This window comes from Streptomyces sp. V1I1, from assembly GCF_030817355.1.
Lineage (GTDB): Bacteria > Actinomycetota > Actinomycetes > Streptomycetales > Streptomycetaceae > Streptomyces.
Map to the genome: position 1 here is coordinate 5,037,859 of NZ_JAUSZH010000001.1, position 16,177 is coordinate 5,054,035.

12 protein-coding genes are annotated in these 16,177 nt (G+C 69.1%); 7 read left to right on the forward strand and 5 right to left on the reverse strand.

Annotation, left to right across the window (positions count from 1 at the left end):
- Positions 1-124: 124 nt before the first annotated feature.
- Together hpf and QFZ67_RS23685 are read left to right on the forward strand one after the other, a co-directional pair.
- Positions 125-814, forward strand: a complete 690-nt coding sequence (gene hpf / locus QFZ67_RS23680; RefSeq protein ID WP_307663078.1) for a ribosome hibernation-promoting factor, HPF/YfiA family — start codon at positions 125-127, stop codon at positions 812-814.
- A gap of 195 nt (positions 815-1,009) precedes the next feature.
- Positions 1,010-1,765: a response regulator transcription factor gene (locus tag QFZ67_RS23685; RefSeq protein WP_307663079.1), complete on the forward strand. Its 756-nt coding sequence runs from the start codon at positions 1,010-1,012 to the stop codon at positions 1,763-1,765.
- 20 nt (positions 1,766-1,785) lie between these two features.
- Here QFZ67_RS23685 and QFZ67_RS23690 read toward each other — a convergent pair whose 3' ends face one another.
- The gene (locus QFZ67_RS23690) at positions 1,786-2,949 is read right to left on the reverse strand and encodes a winged helix-turn-helix domain-containing protein (RefSeq protein WP_307663080.1); all 1,164 of its coding nucleotides are present in this window, start codon (positions 2,947-2,949) and stop codon (positions 1,786-1,788) included.
- Between the two features lie 189 nt (positions 2,950-3,138).
- Positions 3,139-3,714, reverse strand: coding sequence for a GNAT family N-acetyltransferase (locus tag QFZ67_RS23695; protein ID WP_307663081.1), 576 nt, complete (start codon positions 3,712-3,714; stop codon positions 3,139-3,141).
- A 240-nt stretch (positions 3,715-3,954) separates the two neighbouring features.
- Between QFZ67_RS23695 and secA the strand changes: the two genes are divergently transcribed.
- Positions 3,955-6,774, forward strand: a complete 2,820-nt coding sequence (gene secA / locus QFZ67_RS23700) for a preprotein translocase subunit SecA (RefSeq protein ID WP_307663082.1) — start codon at positions 3,955-3,957, stop codon at positions 6,772-6,774.
- 85 nt (positions 6,775-6,859) lie between these two features.
- On the opposite strand, the gene QFZ67_RS23705 is transcribed toward secA, so the two are convergent.
- Entirely contained in the window at positions 6,860-7,375 is a 516-nt protein-coding gene (locus QFZ67_RS23705; protein ID WP_307663083.1) for an SgcJ/EcaC family oxidoreductase, read from the reverse strand.
- A gap of 62 nt (positions 7,376-7,437) precedes the next feature.
- On the opposite strand from QFZ67_RS23705, the gene QFZ67_RS23710 reads away from it, so the two are divergent.
- Complete coding sequence (locus QFZ67_RS23710; RefSeq protein WP_307663084.1) at positions 7,438-7,893, forward strand: MarR family winged helix-turn-helix transcriptional regulator; 456 nt, start codon at positions 7,438-7,440, stop codon at positions 7,891-7,893.
- A 77-nt stretch (positions 7,894-7,970) separates the two neighbouring features.
- Here the strand turns inward: QFZ67_RS23710 and QFZ67_RS23715 are convergent, their stop codons facing one another.
- Entirely contained in the window at positions 7,971-8,399 is a 429-nt protein-coding gene (locus QFZ67_RS23715; RefSeq protein ID WP_307663085.1) for an Rv3235 family protein, read from the reverse strand.
- A gap of 277 nt (positions 8,400-8,676) precedes the next feature.
- On the opposite strand from QFZ67_RS23715, the gene QFZ67_RS23720 reads away from it, so the two are divergent.
- Together QFZ67_RS23720 and QFZ67_RS23725 are read left to right on the forward strand one after the other, a co-directional pair.
- Positions 8,677-9,183, forward strand: coding sequence for a hypothetical protein (locus QFZ67_RS23720; protein ID WP_307663086.1), 507 nt, complete (start codon positions 8,677-8,679; stop codon positions 9,181-9,183).
- Between the two features lie 81 nt (positions 9,184-9,264).
- Complete coding sequence (locus tag QFZ67_RS23725) at positions 9,265-9,930, forward strand: HAD family hydrolase (protein ID WP_307663087.1); 666 nt, start codon at positions 9,265-9,267, stop codon at positions 9,928-9,930.
- 183 nt (positions 9,931-10,113) lie between these two features.
- On the opposite strand, the gene QFZ67_RS23730 is transcribed toward QFZ67_RS23725, so the two are convergent.
- The gene (locus QFZ67_RS23730; RefSeq protein WP_307663088.1) at positions 10,114-10,680 is read right to left on the reverse strand and encodes a DJ-1/PfpI family protein; all 567 of its coding nucleotides are present in this window, start codon (positions 10,678-10,680) and stop codon (positions 10,114-10,116) included.
- A gap of 461 nt (positions 10,681-11,141) precedes the next feature.
- Here QFZ67_RS23730 and QFZ67_RS23735 point away from each other — a divergent pair, with 461 nt between their 5' ends.
- On the forward strand, positions 11,142-16,094 hold the full coding sequence (locus tag QFZ67_RS23735; RefSeq protein ID WP_307663089.1) for an NAD-glutamate dehydrogenase: 4,953 nt from the start codon (positions 11,142-11,144) through the stop codon (positions 16,092-16,094).
- Positions 16,095-16,177: the final 83 nt, after the last annotated feature.

Consider the following 16,177-nt stretch of genomic DNA (forward strand, 5'->3'; position numbering starts at 1 on the left):
CGACTGGGGAGGAGGAGGTGAAAGTCGCCAAGTCCGAGGCTCCGGTGATCACCGGAGTCTGGTGCAACAGGGAGACGCTCCGCAGCCTGCGAGCGGGCGGGGCTATCCGGGAACGGAGTTCTGCGTGGACATCGTCGTCAAGGGCCGCAAGACCGAGGTGCCCGAGCGGTTCCGCAAGCACGTGGCCGAGAAGCTGAAGCTGGACAAGATCCAGAAGCTCGACGGCAAGGTGATCAGCCTGGACGTCGAGGTGTCCAAGGAGCACAACCCGCGGCAGGCCGACCGTTCCGACCGAGTGGAGATCACTCTCCACTCCCGAGGCCCGGTGATCCGGGCGGAGGCGGCGGCCGGCGACCCGTACGCAGCACTCGACCTCGCTACCGGCAAGCTGGAGGCGCGGCTGCGCAAGCAGCATGAGAAGCGCCACAACCGCCGTGGCAACGGCCGCATTTCGGCGTCCGAAGTGGCTGATGTCGTTCCCGGCGTCGCCGAGTTGAACGCCAATGGCCGGCCGCACGCCGAAGAGGCGTCGGAATCCATTCCCACCACCAGGATCGGTTCGCTCGAAATCCAGGGCGAGGGACCGCTGGTGGTCCGCGAGAAGGTCCACACCGCAGCACCGATGACGCTCGACCAGGCGCTCTACGAGATGGAGCTGGTCGGGCACGACTTCTACCTCTTCGTCGACTCCGAGACGAAGCAGCCCAGTGTCGTCTACCGACGGCACGCCTATGACTATGGCGTCATCCACCTGGAGACCGACCCGCTGGCGGGATCCGAGGCTGGCGGCGCCGGAGGTGCGCTCGGCGGCTGACGACGGCCGCCACAGCAGGTAGGTGGTGCCCCTGGAGCGCCCCGTGCGCCCCCAGGGGCACCATCGTGCGACCACTGGATCACCGCTCTTCGGTCCGGGCATGAAAGCATGGCCTCGCAAGCCAACCGGTGCGCTGTGCACTGACGTTGGCTGACCACACGTGATCTTCAGGCCACGGCCTCAGGGGGAGGAACGATGACGGACAGCTTCGGGCCGGTTCGCGACGACGACGCGGACCACGCCGGTGCCCCAGTCGTCGCTGCCGACGCGGACCACGGCAGCTCCCGCAAGGAGCCGATCCGGGTCCTGGTGGTGGACGACCACGCCCTGTTCCGGCGCGGGCTGGAGATCGTCCTTGCTCAGGAGGAGGACATCCAGGTCGTCGGCGAGGCGGGCGACGGCGCGGAGGCCGTCGACAAGGCGGCCGATCTGCTGCCCGACATCGTGCTGATGGATGTGCGGATGCCCAAGCGTGGTGGCATCGAGGCCTGTACGTCCATCAAGGAGGTGGCCCCCAGCGCGAAGATCATCATGTTGACGATCAGCGACGAGGAGGCCGACCTCTACGACGCGATCAAGGCGGGCGCCACGGGTTATCTCCTCAAGGAGATCTCCACCGACGAGGTGGCCACGGCGATCCGCGCGGTGGCGGACGGGCAGTCGCAGATCAGCCCGTCCATGGCGTCCAAGCTGCTCACCGAGTTCAAGTCGATGATCCAGCGCACCGACGAGCGCAGACTTGTGCCCGCGCCCCGGCTCACCGAACGGGAGCTGGAGGTGCTCAAGCTCGTCGCCACGGGGATGAACAACCGCGACATCGCCAAGGAGTTGTTCATTTCCGAGAACACCGTGAAGAACCACGTCCGCAACATCCTGGAGAAGCTGCAGCTGCACTCCAGGATGGAGGCCGTGGTCTACGCGATGCGGGAAAAGATCCTCGAGATCCGGTAGCGGTCACCCGCGGGCAAGGGTCAGGAAACGGCCCGGACGAGGTCCGCGGTGAGTTCGGGGCGGTCGACCCGTTCGATGCGTACGGAATCGCAGCCGACCCACTCCGCCGCCTCGCGCAGCGCCTGCGCCATGGGTGCCACAGACTTCGAGCCGTGCAGGGACACCTGGCGTGCCACCAGCGTCGAGCCCTCGCGGGCCGGGTCGACGCGGCCCAGCAGCTTTCCGCCCGACAGTAGCGGCATCGCGAAGTAGCCGTACACCCGCTTGGGCTTGGGGACGTATGCCTCGAGGCGGTGCGTGAAGCCGAAGATCCGCTCGGTGCGCGCCCGTTCCCAGATGAGCGAGTCGAACGGCGAGAGCAGGGTCGTACGATGCCGGCCGCGCGGCTCGGAGGCCAGCGCCTGCGGGTCCGCCCAGGCGGGCTTGGACCAGCCCTCGACCGTCACCGGCACCAGCCCGGAGTCCGCGACCACCGCGTCGAACTGCTCGCCCTTGAGGCGGTGGTAGTCCGCGATGTCCGCGCGGGTGCCGACGCCGAGCGCCTCGCCCGCGAGCCGGACGAGCCGGCGCACGCACTCCGTGTCGTCCAGCTCGTCGTGCAGCAGGTCGTCGGGGATGGCCCGCTCGGCGAGGTCGTACACCCGCTTCCAGCTGCGCCGCTCGGTGCACACCACCTCGCCGTACATCAGCGCGCGCTCGACGGCGACCTTCGAGGCCGACCAGTCCCACCACTCCCCGCCGTTCTTCGCGCCGCCCAACTCCGTCGAGGTGAGCGGGCCTTCGGCGCGCAGCTGCTTGACGACCGTGTCGTACGTACCGTCCGGGAGGTCGTGGTTCCAGTGCGGGCGGGCGCGGTAGGCGCGGCGGCGGAAGGCGAAGTGCGGCCATTCCTCGACGGGCAGGATGCAGGCCGCGTGCGACCAGTACTCGAAGCTGTGACCCTCGGTCCAGTACGCGTCCTCGACCGTCCTGCGGCCGACCGCGCCGAGCCGGGCGTACGGAATCAGCTCGTGCGAGCGCGCCAGCACCGAGATCGTGTCCAGCTGTACGGCGCCGAGGTGCCGCAGCACGCCCCGCACCCCGGCCCGCCTGTCGGGCGCGCCCAGGAACCCTTGGGCGCGCAGCGCTATGCGGCGGGCTTCGTCGGCGGACAGTTCGGCGGCGGGCCGCGGCACAGGGGTCATGGTCGGCACCCTAGACGGCGGCACTGACAATCGGCCCGGGCGGACAACCGGCCCGGCCGCGAGGCCCTGCCAGGCCCGGCTCCCTGCCAGGCAGGCCCGGCATCGTCAGGCCCGGCATCGGCAGGCCAGGCCAGGCCTCGCCCTGTCATCCCCGTCCTGTCATCCCCGTCCCGTCATCTCCGCCTCCCGTCAGCTCCGGGTCGGGAGATACGGATGGGTGCTCGTCAGTCCCAGGTCGGACGGGAGTAGAGCGCCCACCCAGGTGTCCCTGAGGGTGTCCTTGTTGAGCAGGGCCGCGCGCAGCGCCCCCTCGACGACGAAGCCGGCTTTCTCGGCGACGGCCCGCGAGCCCGCGTTGCCCACCTCCGCCCGCCACTCGAGGCGCGTCGCGCCCAGCCCGGCGAAGGCCCAGTGCGCCACGGCCCCCACGGTCTCCGCCATGATGCCGCGCCCGCGGTGCTCCTTGGCCGTCCAGAAGCCGATCTCCCAGGTGCCCGACAAAGTGCGCAGGGTCACCGCGACCGACGCCATCAGCGGGCCGCCCGCGCGCGGCAGTACCGCGAAGGTGCACATCGTTCCGGAGTGCCAGCCGTCCGGCACCATCTGCCCGGTGAAGTCGGCCGCGTGCTGCCGCTCGTAAGGCGAGGGAACCGTCGTCCACCGCTGGATGTCGGGATCCTGGCAGGCCTGGTACACCGCCTCCGTATCGTCGGTCGTGAACGTGCGCAGCAGCAGGCGCTCGGTGGTGAGGGTGATCGGCTCCATAGCCGGATTCTTGTCAGGTCCGCGGAGGGAAGCGAGCACTTTTCGTACCTCACCGGCACCTTCCACGCGTCCCGCGCGTTCTATTTGCGGATGACAGCAGGCCTGGCTGACGGCGGACCTCCCGACCTGGTGGGGTCCTCGCTTACGATGGCCGTTGCGGTGGGGCCCACCTGCCGTGCCCGCGCCAGTGTCCATAACACGACCCAGTGCCAGGCCCGATTGGCAAGGAGACCAACCTCAGTGTCCGTCTTCAACAAGCTCATGCGTGCAGGCGAAGGCAAGATCCTGCGCAAACTGCACCGCATCGCGGACCAGGTCAACTCCATCGAAGAGGACTTCGTCAACCTCTCCGACGCCGAGTTGCGGGCGCTCACAGACGAATACAAGGAGCGCTACGCCGACGGCGAAAGTCTGGACGACCTGCTCCCCGAGGCGTTCGCGACCGTCCGCGAGGCCGCCAAGCGCGTCCTCGGTCAGCGTCACTACGACGTACAGATGATGGGCGGCGCCGCGCTGCACCTCGGTTACGTCGCCGAGATGAAGACCGGTGAGGGCAAGACCCTCGTCGGCACGCTGCCCGCGTACCTCAACGCCCTCTCGGGCAAGGGCGTCCACCTGATCACGGTCAATGACTATCTGGCCGAGCGCGACTCCGAGATGATGGGCCGCGTCCACAAGTTCCTGGGCCTGAGCGTCGGCTGCATCCTCGCCAACATGACTCCGGCGCAACGTCGCGAACAGTACAACTGCGACATTACGTACGGCACGAACAACGAGTTCGGCTTCGACTACCTGCGCGACAACATGGCTTGGTCCAAGGACGAGCTCGTCCAGCGCGGCCACAACTACGCCGTCGTCGACGAGGTGGACTCGATCCTCGTCGACGAGGCCCGTACGCCGCTGATCATCTCCGGCCCCGCCGACCAGGCCACCAAGTGGTACGGCGACTTCGCCAAGCTGGTCACGCGCCTGACCAAGGGCGAGGCGGGCAACCCGCTCAAGGGCATCGAGGAGACCGGCGACTACGAGGTCGACGAGAAGAAGCGGACCGTCGCCATCCATGAGTCGGGTGTCGCGAAGGTCGAGGACTGGCTGGGCATCGACAACCTCTACGAGTCGGTGAACACCCCCCTTGTCGGGTACCTGAACAACGCGATCAAGGCCAAGGAACTCTTCAAGAACGACAAGGACTACGTCGTCATCGACGGCGAAGTCATGATCGTCGACGAGCACACCGGCCGTATCCTCGCCGGCCGCCGCTACAACGAGGGCATGCACCAGGCGATCGAGGCGAAGGAAGGGGTGGACATCAAGGACGAGAACCAGACCCTCGCCACGATCACCCTGCAGAACTTCTTCCGCCTCTACGGCAAGCTCTCCGGCATGACCGGTACGGCGATGACCGAGGCCGCCGAGTTCCACCAGATCTACAAGCTGGGCGTCGTGCCGATCCCGACGAACAAGCCGATGGTCCGCAAGGACCAGTCCGACCTGATCTACCGGACCGAGGTCGCCAAGTTCGCGGCCGTCGTCGACGACATCGCCGAGAAGCACGAGAAGGGCCAGCCGATCCTGGTCGGCACCACCTCGGTCGAGAAGTCCGAGTACCTCTCGCAGCAGCTCAACAAGCGAGGCGTCCAGCACGAGGTCCTCAACGCCAAGCAGCACGACCGGGAGGCGACGATCGTCGCCCAGGCCGGCCGCAAGGGCGCGGTCACGGTCGCGACGAACATGGCCGGACGTGGTACGGACATCAAGCTCGGCGGCAACCCCGACGACCTCGCCGAGGCGGAGCTGCGCCAGCGCGGCCTGGACCCGGTCGAGCATGTCGAGGAGTGGGCCGCGGCCCTGCCCGCCGCGCTGGAGCGCGCCGAGGAGGCCGTCAGGGCCGAGCACGACGAGGTGACCGACCTCGGCGGGCTCTATGTCCTGGGCACCGAGCGGCACGAGTCGCGGCGTATCGACAACCAGCTGCGCGGTCGCTCCGGCCGTCAGGGCGACCCGGGCGAGTCCCGCTTCTATCTCTCCCTGGGTGACGACCTGATGCGGCTGTTCAAGGCGCAGATGGTCGAGCGCGTGATGTCGATGGCCAACGTCCCCGACGACGTGCCGATCGAGAACAAGATGGTCACGCGCGCGATCGCGTCGGCCCAGTCCCAGGTCGAGCAGCAGAACTTCGAGACGCGTAAGAACGTCCTGAAGTACGACGAGGTCCTCAACCGGCAGCGCGAGGTCATCTACGCCGAGCGCCGCCGCGTCCTGGAGGGCGAGGACCTGCACGAGCAGGTGCGCCACTTCATGGACGACACCATCGACGCGTACATCCAGGCGGAGACCGTCGAGGGCTTCGCGGAGGAGTGGGACCTGGACCGGCTGTGGGGCGCGTTCAAGCAGCTCTACCCGGTGAAGGCCACCATCGAGGAGCTGGAGGAGGCGGCCGGCGACCGGGCCGGGATCACCGCCGAATTCATCGCCGAGTCCATCAAGGACGACGTCCACGAGCAGTACGACGAGCGCGAGAAGCAGCTCGGCTCGGACATCATGCGTGAACTCGAGCGGCGCGTGGTGCTGTCCGTACTGGACCGCAAGTGGCGCGAGCACCTCTACGAGATGGACTACCTCCAGGAGGGCATCGGCCTGCGCGCCATGGCGCAGAAGGACCCGCTGGTGGAGTACCAGCGCGAGGGCTTCGACATGTTCACCGCCATGATGGAGGGCATCAAGGAGGAGTCCGTCGGCTACCTGTTCAACCTGGAGGTCCAGGTCGAGCAGCAGGTCGAGGAGGTCCCGGTGCAGGACGCGGCGGAGCGGACCTCGCTCGCCAAGGAGGATGCGGTTCCGGCGGGCGCGTCCCGTCCGGAGATCCGCGCGAAGGGGCTCGACGCCCCGCAGCGGCCCGACCGGCTGCACTTCTCCGCTCCCACGGTGGACGGGGAGGGCGGCGTCGTCGAGGGCGACTTCGACAGCGACGGGCAGCCTGCGCGATCGGATTCGGACGGGCTGACGCGGGCGGAGCGGCGTAAGGCGCAGAAGGGCGGCGGGCGCCGCCGCAAGAAGTAGCGCCTGTACGAGAGTCGTAAGGCCGGGGCCGGACATCCATTGCGGTGTCCGGCCCCGGCCGTTTCGCTTTCCGTTCTCTTGGTGCTCAGGGGCCGGCGGTGGCGCGGCCCAGGCCGAGGCGGCGCGCGGTCCGGGTCATCGCCTGCGACATCCTCGACGGCATCGAGTCGGGTGCGGGGACGGTGACGGGGCGCACCCGGCCGTTGTGGATGGCGGTGATCCGCCAGCCGTCGTCGGTGTTCACGACGACGATCGTCTGGCGCGACAAGCGGCGCTTGGGGAGCTTGGAGCGCCACGGCATGAGCACGGACGCGGTGCCGTACACGATCGCGACGTCGGGCGTGACGTAGCGGATCGCCTCGATTTCGCCGACGAGGGCGGAGCCGGTGAGCACCCCGCGGAACAGCTTGTCGTGGTTGGCCTGGTGCTCGGCGAGCCCCACGGCTCGTGTGCCGTCGTACGAGACGTAGTCCGAGTCCTCGGTGAAGCAGGCGCCGAAGGCGACCGCGTCGCCGTCGGTCCAGGCCTGCATGAAGCGCTGGAAGAGGTCCTCGATGTGACTGTCGACGCGACCGTCGCTCTTGTGCTGCTGGGTACCCATGGCTTTGCCCTCCTGATGTTATCCTTACGACCAACGAAACTTACGATACCAGAAAGATTCGAATGTCGAAAGAAGTGTTTATAGAGAGCGTCGCCCAGCAGCTCCGGTCGCTGCAGCAGAGCTTCGACGCGTTCGACGAGGCCGCCGCCGCGCGGCTCGGGGTGAACCGCACCGACCTTCGCTGTCTCGACCTGGTGCTGGGCAAGGGGCCGCTGTCGGCCGGTGAGCTGAGCACCGCGCTGAAGCTCAGTCCGGCGGCGACGACGACGGTCATCGACCGCCTGGAGCGGGCCGGCCTGGTCGCCCGTACGCGCGACGCGGCCAACCGGCGGCGGGTCCTGGTCACGGCCACGGAGGCCGCGGGCGCGGCCGAGGCGGAGGTCTATCTGCCTGTGGGTGCCGCGGCGGCGGAGGCGTTGAGCCGCTACGACGAGGAGCAGCTCGCCACGATCCTGGACTTCCTGCAGGTGGCGCGGCAGGTGCAGGAAATCCAGGCGGCGCGACTGGCTGCGGAGTGAGCGCCGCGCTTGCCGAAGGGCGGCGGTGTGCGCCGAGGCCGTCGGCCGGGCGGGGCTGCCTGGCCCGCTGCCTGCCGTTAGCCGGCCGCGTGTGTGCTCACGCGTTCACCGCCCAGCTCAACCGCGGCGCAGCGCCAGCGCTGGTCCGCGCCCTGTTCGAGGCGGAAGGCCATCGCGCTGACCCGGTCTCCCGAGCCGATTCTGGCGAAGGCCTCGATCACGCCCGGGCCCGGGTGGTACTCGCCGCAGTGGCGGACGACCGGCGTCACCCGCTCCGCCGGCCGCAGCGGGGCTCCCGGGGCGAGCCGCACCAGCTGTTCGTATGCCTCCCCGATCGTGTGTCCGAGCATCCAGTGCACCGGGCGCTGGCCGCTGAGCACCGCGAGCAGGCGGTCGGCAAACCAGTAGTGCGGCTTGTGCTGCCGCCGTGCGCGTGCCATCGCCGCTGCCGCCGCCACGGCGGGACGGCGCTGGTCGCGCCGCCCTGCGGGCCGGGTCCTGTCCATGCAGATCGCCCCCGTTGAGCCGGGCCCGGTCGATACCGGGCGGTAACTTCACTGGTGATCTTTTATGGGGCGGGCTGCGCCGTCCGCAATGCGCGCTGTCCGACGAGGAGGCGGCGCCGTAGATTCACCTATCAGGGTGAGGAGTGGCGTCCTGGGGGCCGTCGCCGGGCGGGGCGGGGGCTTTGTCCGCTGACGGTGCGCGAGGCCGGGAGCGGCACTCCGAAGGGGGACCTCGCACGTATCCTGAGGGCGTCTCCGACTACGAAAGCGGCCAGCCATGCGCGTCTACGTTCCCCTGACCCTCTCCGGTCTCGCAGAGGCGCACAAGACGGGCGAACTGGGGCCCGGCCCGCTGACCGCCTATGCCGTCACTCCGGGGCTGCGCGAGTGGTACGTCTCCGACGACATCGAGGAGCTCGAGTACGCCGCGCTCAACCGCGCCGCGGCCGCGTCCCTGCGGCTGCTCGCCGGTGACCCTGACGCGGCCCGGCGCCGGGTGGTCGTCGCCATCGACGTACGGGACCAGGACGCGGTCGCCGACCCCGACCGGGTGCTCGTCGCGAGCGCGCTGGGCGAGGTGCGGGTCGGGTCCGCGGTGCCGCTGGCCAAGGCGGCGGCGGTCCATGTCGATGGCGACGACGCGGTCGGCGACGTGTCCGCGGCGGCGGACGCTCTGGGGGCGGCGGACCAGGGCGACGACGACGCGCAGTTCACGGTGGACGGGGCGGAGGACCACGAGCTGCTCTGGTACGGGGTGCAGGAGATCCCGAACCTCATCAGCTGAGGCAGGCGCCCGATCCGCCTGAAGCGCCCGGTTTCCGGTCCGGGCCGTGCGTTGTCAGACCCGGCCGGTACCGTTTTTCGTATGGGGAAGCACAGCACGCATCTGGTCTGGGACTGGAACGGCACACTGCTCGACGACATCAAGGCGGTCATCGGGGCGACGAACGCCGCCTTCGCGGAGATAGGCCTGGAGCCGATCACGCTCGAGCGCTACCGCGAGCTGTACTGCGTGCCGATTCCCCGGTTCTACGAGCGGCTGATGGGCCGGCTGCCGTCGGACGCGGAGTGGGAGGTCATGGACGAGGCCTTCCACCGGCACTACAGCGAGCACCGGATCGGCTGCGGGCTGACCGAGGGCGTCGAGGAGCTGCTGCGGGAGTGGCAGCTGGCCGGGCGCAGCCAGTCGCTGCTCAGCATGTACGGGCACGAGCAGCTGGTCCCGGTCGTGCGGGGGTACGGCATCGAGAGCCACTTCATACGCGTGGACGGGCGGACCGGGCCGTCGGGCGGCGGCAAGGCGCTCCACATGGAGCGCCACCTCCGGGCGCTGGACGGGGCCGTCCAGCCGGGCCGCACGGTGGTGGTCGGCGACGCGGTCGACGACGCGGTGGCGGCGGCGCACGTGGGTGCGCTGGCGGTGCTGTACACGGGCGGCTCGCACAGCAGGTCCAGCCTGGAGGCGGTGGGCGTGCCGGTGGTGGACACGCTCGCCGAGGCGGTGGAGGAGGCCTTGCGCCTGGTGGCGTGAGCCCGCACGCACGACTCCGTGGGGACTCCGTGGGCGGGGCAGCCCCGACCGCCCCCGCCGCCTTCAGACGCGCGCGCCGCGGTCCGCCCCGCCGCGGGGTGAACCCGCACGCACCAGGCCTGGCGCCGGCCAACCTCTACCGGCCCGCCGCCTTCAGACGCGGGCAGCGGTCCGATCGCTCCGCTACGCCACCGGTGCCTTCGCTCGTAGCACCTTCAGGAACTCCCGCATCCAGGCCGAGTGGTCCGGCCAGGCACGGGAGGAGACCAGGGTGCCGTCGACCACCGCCTCCACGTCCTGGAAGCTGGCTCCCGCTGCCTGCATGTCCAGTTCCAGAGCTGGGTATGCGGTGACCCGGCGGCCCTCCAGGCTGCCGATCGCCGCCGTCAGCAGCGGGCCGTGGCAGATCTGGGCCACCGGTTTGTCCGCGTCGAAGAAGGACTTCAGGATCTTGCGGAGCTCAGGGTCGTTGCGCAGGTACTCCGGGGCGCGGCCGCCCGGGATCACCAGCGCTGTGTACTGTCCGGGGTCGACCTCCGAGAAGGCGAGGTCCGCGGGCCAGGTGTAGCCCGGCTTCTCGGTGTACGTGTCGAAGCCCGGCTCGAAGTCGTGCACGACGAACTGCAGCTTCTTGCGGGCGGGGGCCGCGATGTCGACCTCGTACCCCTCCTCCCGCAGTCGCTGGTACGGGTAGAGGACTTCGAGGGACTCGGCTGCGTCGCCGGTGACGATCAGGATCTTCGCTGTCATGGCTGCTCCCGGTGTCGGGCTGTCGACGGTTCCCTGCCGTGGGTGCAGGGCGGTGGCGCCGCTCGCGGGGGCGCCGTGTCGTCACCGCCAACCTGCACCGCGGCGGGCTGTTTGCCAAGAGTGGGCCTTTGTCGCTGTCCAGAGTGTCAAACTTCCGGCCCCGCTTTTGTACACATACGGCTCATGACGGGTCGGGGGGGCGGGGCGATAGCCTTGACCCGTGATCAGCGCTATATGCCGTGGGGGCAGCGAAGCCCCCGGCCTGCGCCCGGAGCGCCACAGCGCCCGGGCGATCGTTGATCTTCTCGTTCCGGCCCGGCTGCCAAAATTGGCCAATAACGGCTCGGACATCTCTCATCGCGGCATAGCGTCGACTCCGACCGGATACCCCGCGTCGTGGCGTTGCGTCGCTTTTTCTTTCACCTACGTCACGCAACGGCGCGCGACAGGAGCCAGAGGACATGCAGACCAAGCTGGACGAAGCCAAGGCCGAGCTGCTCACACGGGCCGCCCGGGTAGCTGAGAACAGCCCGGTCGGGGGGCACCTTCCGACTGGGGCCGAGCAAGGGGAGCGTCCCGACCAGGACACCCTGCTCTCGTACCTCCAGCGCTACTACCTGCACACCGCTCCCGAGGACCTCGCCGACCGCGACCCGGTCGACATCTTTGGCGCGGCACTTTCCCACTACCGGCTCGCCGAAAACCGCCCGCAGGGGACGGCCAATGTGCGGGTTCACACCCCGACCATCGAGGAGAACGGCTGGACGTGCAGCCACTCCGTGGTCGAGGTTGTCACCGACGACATGCCCTTCCTCGTCGACTCGGTCACCAATGAGCTCTCCCGGCAGGGCCGAGGCATCCATGTAGTGATCCACCCGCAGGTCATCGTCCGCCGGGATGTCACGGGCAAGCTCATCGAGGTGCTGCCCAGCGAGACCAATGGCAAGGCCAAGGCCGAGGGCAGGGCGCTGCCGCACGACGCGCTCGTCGAGTCCTGGATCCACGTCGAGTTCGACCGTGAGACCGACCGGGCCGATCTGAAGCAGATCACCTCCGACCTGCTGCGCGTCCTGTCGGACGTGCGCGAGGCCGTCGAGGACTGGGAGAAGATGCGCGACGCCGCGCTGCGCATCGCCGAAGAGCTGCCGAGCGAGCCGACCGCCGACGATCTGCGCGACCAGGAGCTCGACGAGGCGCGCGAGCTGCTGCGCTGGCTCGCCGACGACCACTTCACCTTTCTCGGCTACCGGGAGTACGAGCTCACCGAGAACGACTCGCTGGCCGCCGTGCCCGGCACCGGCCTCGGCATTCTGCGCTCCGACCCCCACCACAGCGCCGACGAGACCCACCCGGTCAGCCCGTCCTTCAGCCGGCTGCCCGCCGACGCCCGCAAGAAGGCCCGCGAGCACAAGCTGCTCGTACTGACCAAGGCCAACAGCCGCTCGACCGTGCACCGGCCCAGCTACCTCGACTATGTGGGCGTCAAGAAGTTCAACGCCAAGGGCGAGGTCGTCGGCGAGCGCCGCTTCCTCGGCCTGTTCTCCTCCGCCGCGTACACCGAGTCCGTCCGCCGCGTCCCGGTCATCCGCCGCAAGGTCGCCGAGGTCCTGGAGGGCGCCGGCTTCTCGCCCCACAGCCACGACGGCCGCGACCTGCTGCAGATCCTGGAGACCTACCCGCGCGACGAGCTCTTCCAGACGCCCGTCGACCAGCTGCGCTCCATCGTCACCAGCGTGCTCTACCTCCAAGAGCGCCGACGGCTGCGGCTCTACCTGCGCCAGGACGAGTACGGGCGCTACTACTCCGCTCTGGTCTACCTGCCGCGCGACCGGTACACCACCGGCGTACGGCTGCGCCTGATCGAGATCCTCAAGGAAGAACTCAACGGCACCAGCGTCGACTTCACCGCCTGGAACACCGAGTCGATCCTTTCCCGGCTGCACTTCGTGGTCCGCGTCCCGGTCGGCACCGAGCTGCCCGACCTCACCGACGCCGACAAGGAGCGCATCGAGGCCCGGCTGGTGGAGGCCGCCCGTTCCTGGGCCGACGGATTCGCCGAGGCGCTGAACGCCGAGGTCGGCGAGGAGCGCGCGGCCGAACTGCTGCGCCGTTACGCCAACGCCTTCCCCGAGGGCTACAAGGCTGACCACTCGCCGCGCGCCGCCGTCGCCGACCTGGTCCACCTCGAGCAACTGACCCAGTCCGGCCAGGAATTCTCGCTCTCCCTGTACGAGCCGGTCGGCGCGGGCCCCGGCGAGCGCCGCTTCAAGATCTACCGCATGGGCGAGCAGGTCTCGCTCTCCGCCGTGCTGCCGGTGCTGCAGCGGCTGGGCTGCGAGGTCGTCGACGAGCGTCCGCACGAGCTGCGCTGCTCGGACCGTACGAGCGCGTGGATCTACGACTTCGGGCTGCGTATGCCGAAGGCCACGGGCAACGGCGACTACCTCGCCGACGACGCCCGCGAGCGTTTCCAGGACGCCTTCGCCGCCGTCTGGACCGGCGACGCGGAGAACGACGGCTTCAACTCCCTCGTGCTGGGTGCCGGTTTGAACTGGCGGGAGGCGATGGTGCTGCGCGCGTACGCCAAGTACCTGCGCCAGGCCGGTTCGACCTTCAGCCAGGACTACATGGAGGACACCCTCCGTACCAACGTCCACACCACCCGGCTGCTGGTCTCCCTCTTCGAGGCGAGGATGTCGCCGGACCGCCAGCGCGCGGGCACCGAGCTGACCGACGGTCTGCTCGAGGAGCTCGACGGGGCGCTCGACCAGGTCGTGAGCCTGGACGAGGACCGGATCCTGCGCTCCTTCCTCACCGTCATCAAGGCGACGCTGCGCACCAATTTCTTCCAGGAGGCGGCGGGCTTCACGCAGCACGGCTATGTGTCGATGAAGTTCGACCCGCAAGCCATCCCGGATCTGCCGGCGCCCCGCCCGGCGTACGAGATCTGGGTGTACTCCCCGCGCGTCGAAGGTGTGCACCTGCGCTTCGGCAAGGTCGCGCGCGGCGGGCTGCGCTGGTCCGACCGGCGTGAGGACTTCCGTACGGAAATCCTCGGCCTGGTCAAGGCGCAGATGGTCAAGAACACCGTGATCGTGCCGGTCGGCGCCAAGGGCGGGTTCGTCGCCAAGCAGCTCCCGGACCCGTCGGTGGACCGGGACGCCTGGCTGGCCGAGGGCATCGCCTGCTACAAGATCTTCATCTCCGCGCTGCTCGACATCACCGACAACCTGGTGGCGGGCGAGGTCGTGCCGCCGGCCGACGTCGTACGCCACGACGAGGACGACGCCTACCTCGTCGTCGCCGCCGACAAGGGGACCGCGACGTTCTCCGACATCGCCAACGAAGTCGCGCTCTCGTACAACTTCTGGCTCGGTGACGCCTTCGCCTCGGGCGGCTCCGCCGGATACGACCACAAGGGCATGGGCATCACCGCCCGCGGCGCGTGGGAGTCCGTCAAGCGGCACTTCCGCGAGCTCGGCCACGACACCCAGACCCAGGACTTCACGGTCGTCGGCGTCGGTGACATGTCCGGCGACGTGTTCGGCAACGGCATGCTGCTCAGCGAGCACATCCGGCTGGTCGCGGCCTTCGACCACCGGCACATCTTCATCGACCCGAACCCGGACGCGGCCCTCTCGTACGCCGAGCGCCGCCGGCTCTTCGAGTTGCCCCGCTCCTCCTGGGCCGACTACAACAAGGAGCTGCTGTCGCAGGGCGGCGGCATCCACCCGCGCAGCGCCAAGTCGATCCCGGTCAACGCGCAGATGCGCGAGGCGCTCGGCATCAAGGCGGGCATCGCCAAGATGACGCCCGCCGAGCTGATGAAGGCGATCTTCAAGGCCCCGGTGGACCTGCTGTGGAACGGCGGCATCGGTACGTACGTCAAGGCTTCCACCGAGTCCAACGCGGACGTCGGCGACAAGGCCAACGACGCGATCCGCGTCAACGGCGAGGACCTGCGGGTCAAGGTCGTCGGCGAGGGCGGCAACCTGGGTCTGACCCAGCTCGGCCGGATCGAGTTCGACCGCCACGGCGGGAAGATCAACACCGACGCCATCGACAACAGCGCGGGCGTGGACACCTCCGACCACGAGGTGAACATCAAGATCCTGCTCAACGGCCTTGTGTCGGACGGCGATCTGACCGTCAAGCAGCGCAACAAGCTGCTTGCCGAGATGACCGACGAGGTCGGCAAGCTCGTGCTGCGCAACAACTACGCGCAGAACGTCGCCCTGGCCAACGCCGTCGTCCAGGCGCCGAGTCTGCTCCACGCCCACCAGCGCTTCATTCGGCGCCTGGAGCGCGAAGGGCGGCTCGACCGCAGACTTGAATTCCTGCCGACCGACCGGCAGATCCGTGAACTGCTGAACGCGGGCAAGGGACTCAGCCAGCCCGAGCTGGCCGTTCTGCTCGCCTACACCAAGATCACGGTGGCGGACGAGCTGATCAAGACGTCCCTGCCGGACGACCCGTATCTGCGCCGGCTGCTGCACGCGTACTTCCCGAGGCCGCTGCGCGAGAGGTTCCCCGAGGCGGTCGACGGGCATGCGCTGCGCCGCGAGATCGTGACGACGGTGCTGGTCAACGACACGGTGAACACCGGTGGTTCGACCTTCCTGCACCGGCTGCGGGAGGAGACGGGCGCGTCGGTCGAGGAGATCGTGCGGGCGCAGACCGCGGCGCGGGAGATCTTCGGTCTCAGCGCGGTGTGGGACGCCGTCGAGGCTCTCGACAACAAGGTCGCGGCCGACGTCCAGACCCGGATCCGGCTGCACTCGCGCCGCCTCGTCGAGCGCGGTACGCGATGGCTGCTGGGCAACCGGCCGCAGCCGCTGGAGCTCGCCGAGACCATCGACTTCTTCGCCGAGCGCGTGGAGCAGGTCTGGGGCGAGCTGCCGAAGATGCTGCGCGGCGCTGACCTGGAGTGGTACGAGCGCATCCTGCAGGAGCTCACCGATGCGGGCGTGCCCGAGGAACTCGCGCTGCGGGTTGCCGGGTTCTCTTCCGCCTTCCCGACGCTCGACATCGTCGCGATCGCGGACCGTACGAAGAAGGAGCCGATGGCGGTCGCCGAGGTGTACTACGACCTCGCCGACCGGCTGCGGATCACGCAGCTGATGGACCGGATCATCGAGCTGCCGCGGGCCGACCGCTGGCAGTCGATGGCCCGCGCCTCCATCCGCGAGGACCTGTACGCGGCGCACTCCATGCTCACCGCGGATGTGCTCTCCGTCGGCAACGGCGCCTCGACGCCGGAGGAGCGGTTCAAGGCGTGGGAGCAGAAGAACTCGGCGATCCTGGGCCGGGCGCGCTCGACGCTGGAGGAGATCCAGAGCTCGGACACGTTCGACCTGGCGAACCTGTCGGTGGCTATGCGGACGATGCGGCAGCTGCTGCGGACGCACAGCTGACGCGGTGACCGGCGAAGGCTGACCGGGGCCGCCCGGTGGCCGGTTTGTCCTCAATCGCCGGACGGGCTTGATTTCAAGCCCGT

Bases quoted from the DNA above. Each gene is read 5' to 3' on its own strand.
- QFZ67_RS23710 (WP_307663084.1), top strand. From the start codon at position 7,438: ATGTCGAAAGAAGTGTTTATAGAGAGCGTCGCCCAGCAGCTCCGGTCG.
- QFZ67_RS23695 (WP_307663081.1), bottom strand. From the start codon at position 3,714: ATGGAGCCGATCACCCTCACCACCGAGCGCCTGCTGCTGCGCACGTTC.
- QFZ67_RS23735 (WP_307663089.1), top strand. From the start codon at position 11,142: ATGCAGACCAAGCTGGACGAAGCCAAGGCCGAGCTGCTCACACGGGCC.
- QFZ67_RS23690 (WP_307663080.1), bottom strand. From the start codon at position 2,949: ATGACCCCTGTGCCGCGGCCCGCCGCCGAACTGTCCGCCGACGAAGCC.
- QFZ67_RS23725 (WP_307663087.1), top strand. From the start codon at position 9,265: ATGGGGAAGCACAGCACGCATCTGGTCTGGGACTGGAACGGCACACTG.
- QFZ67_RS23705 (WP_307663083.1), bottom strand. From the start codon at position 7,375: ATGGGTACCCAGCAGCACAAGAGCGACGGTCGCGTCGACAGTCACATC.
- QFZ67_RS23720 (WP_307663086.1), top strand. From the start codon at position 8,677: ATGCGCGTCTACGTTCCCCTGACCCTCTCCGGTCTCGCAGAGGCGCAC.
- QFZ67_RS23715 (WP_307663085.1), bottom strand. From the start codon at position 8,399: ATGGACAGGACCCGGCCCGCAGGGCGGCGCGACCAGCGCCGTCCCGCC.
- QFZ67_RS23685 (WP_307663079.1), top strand. From the start codon at position 1,010: ATGACGGACAGCTTCGGGCCGGTTCGCGACGACGACGCGGACCACGCC.
- QFZ67_RS23730 (WP_307663088.1), bottom strand. From the start codon at position 10,680: ATGACAGCGAAGATCCTGATCGTCACCGGCGACGCAGCCGAGTCCCTC.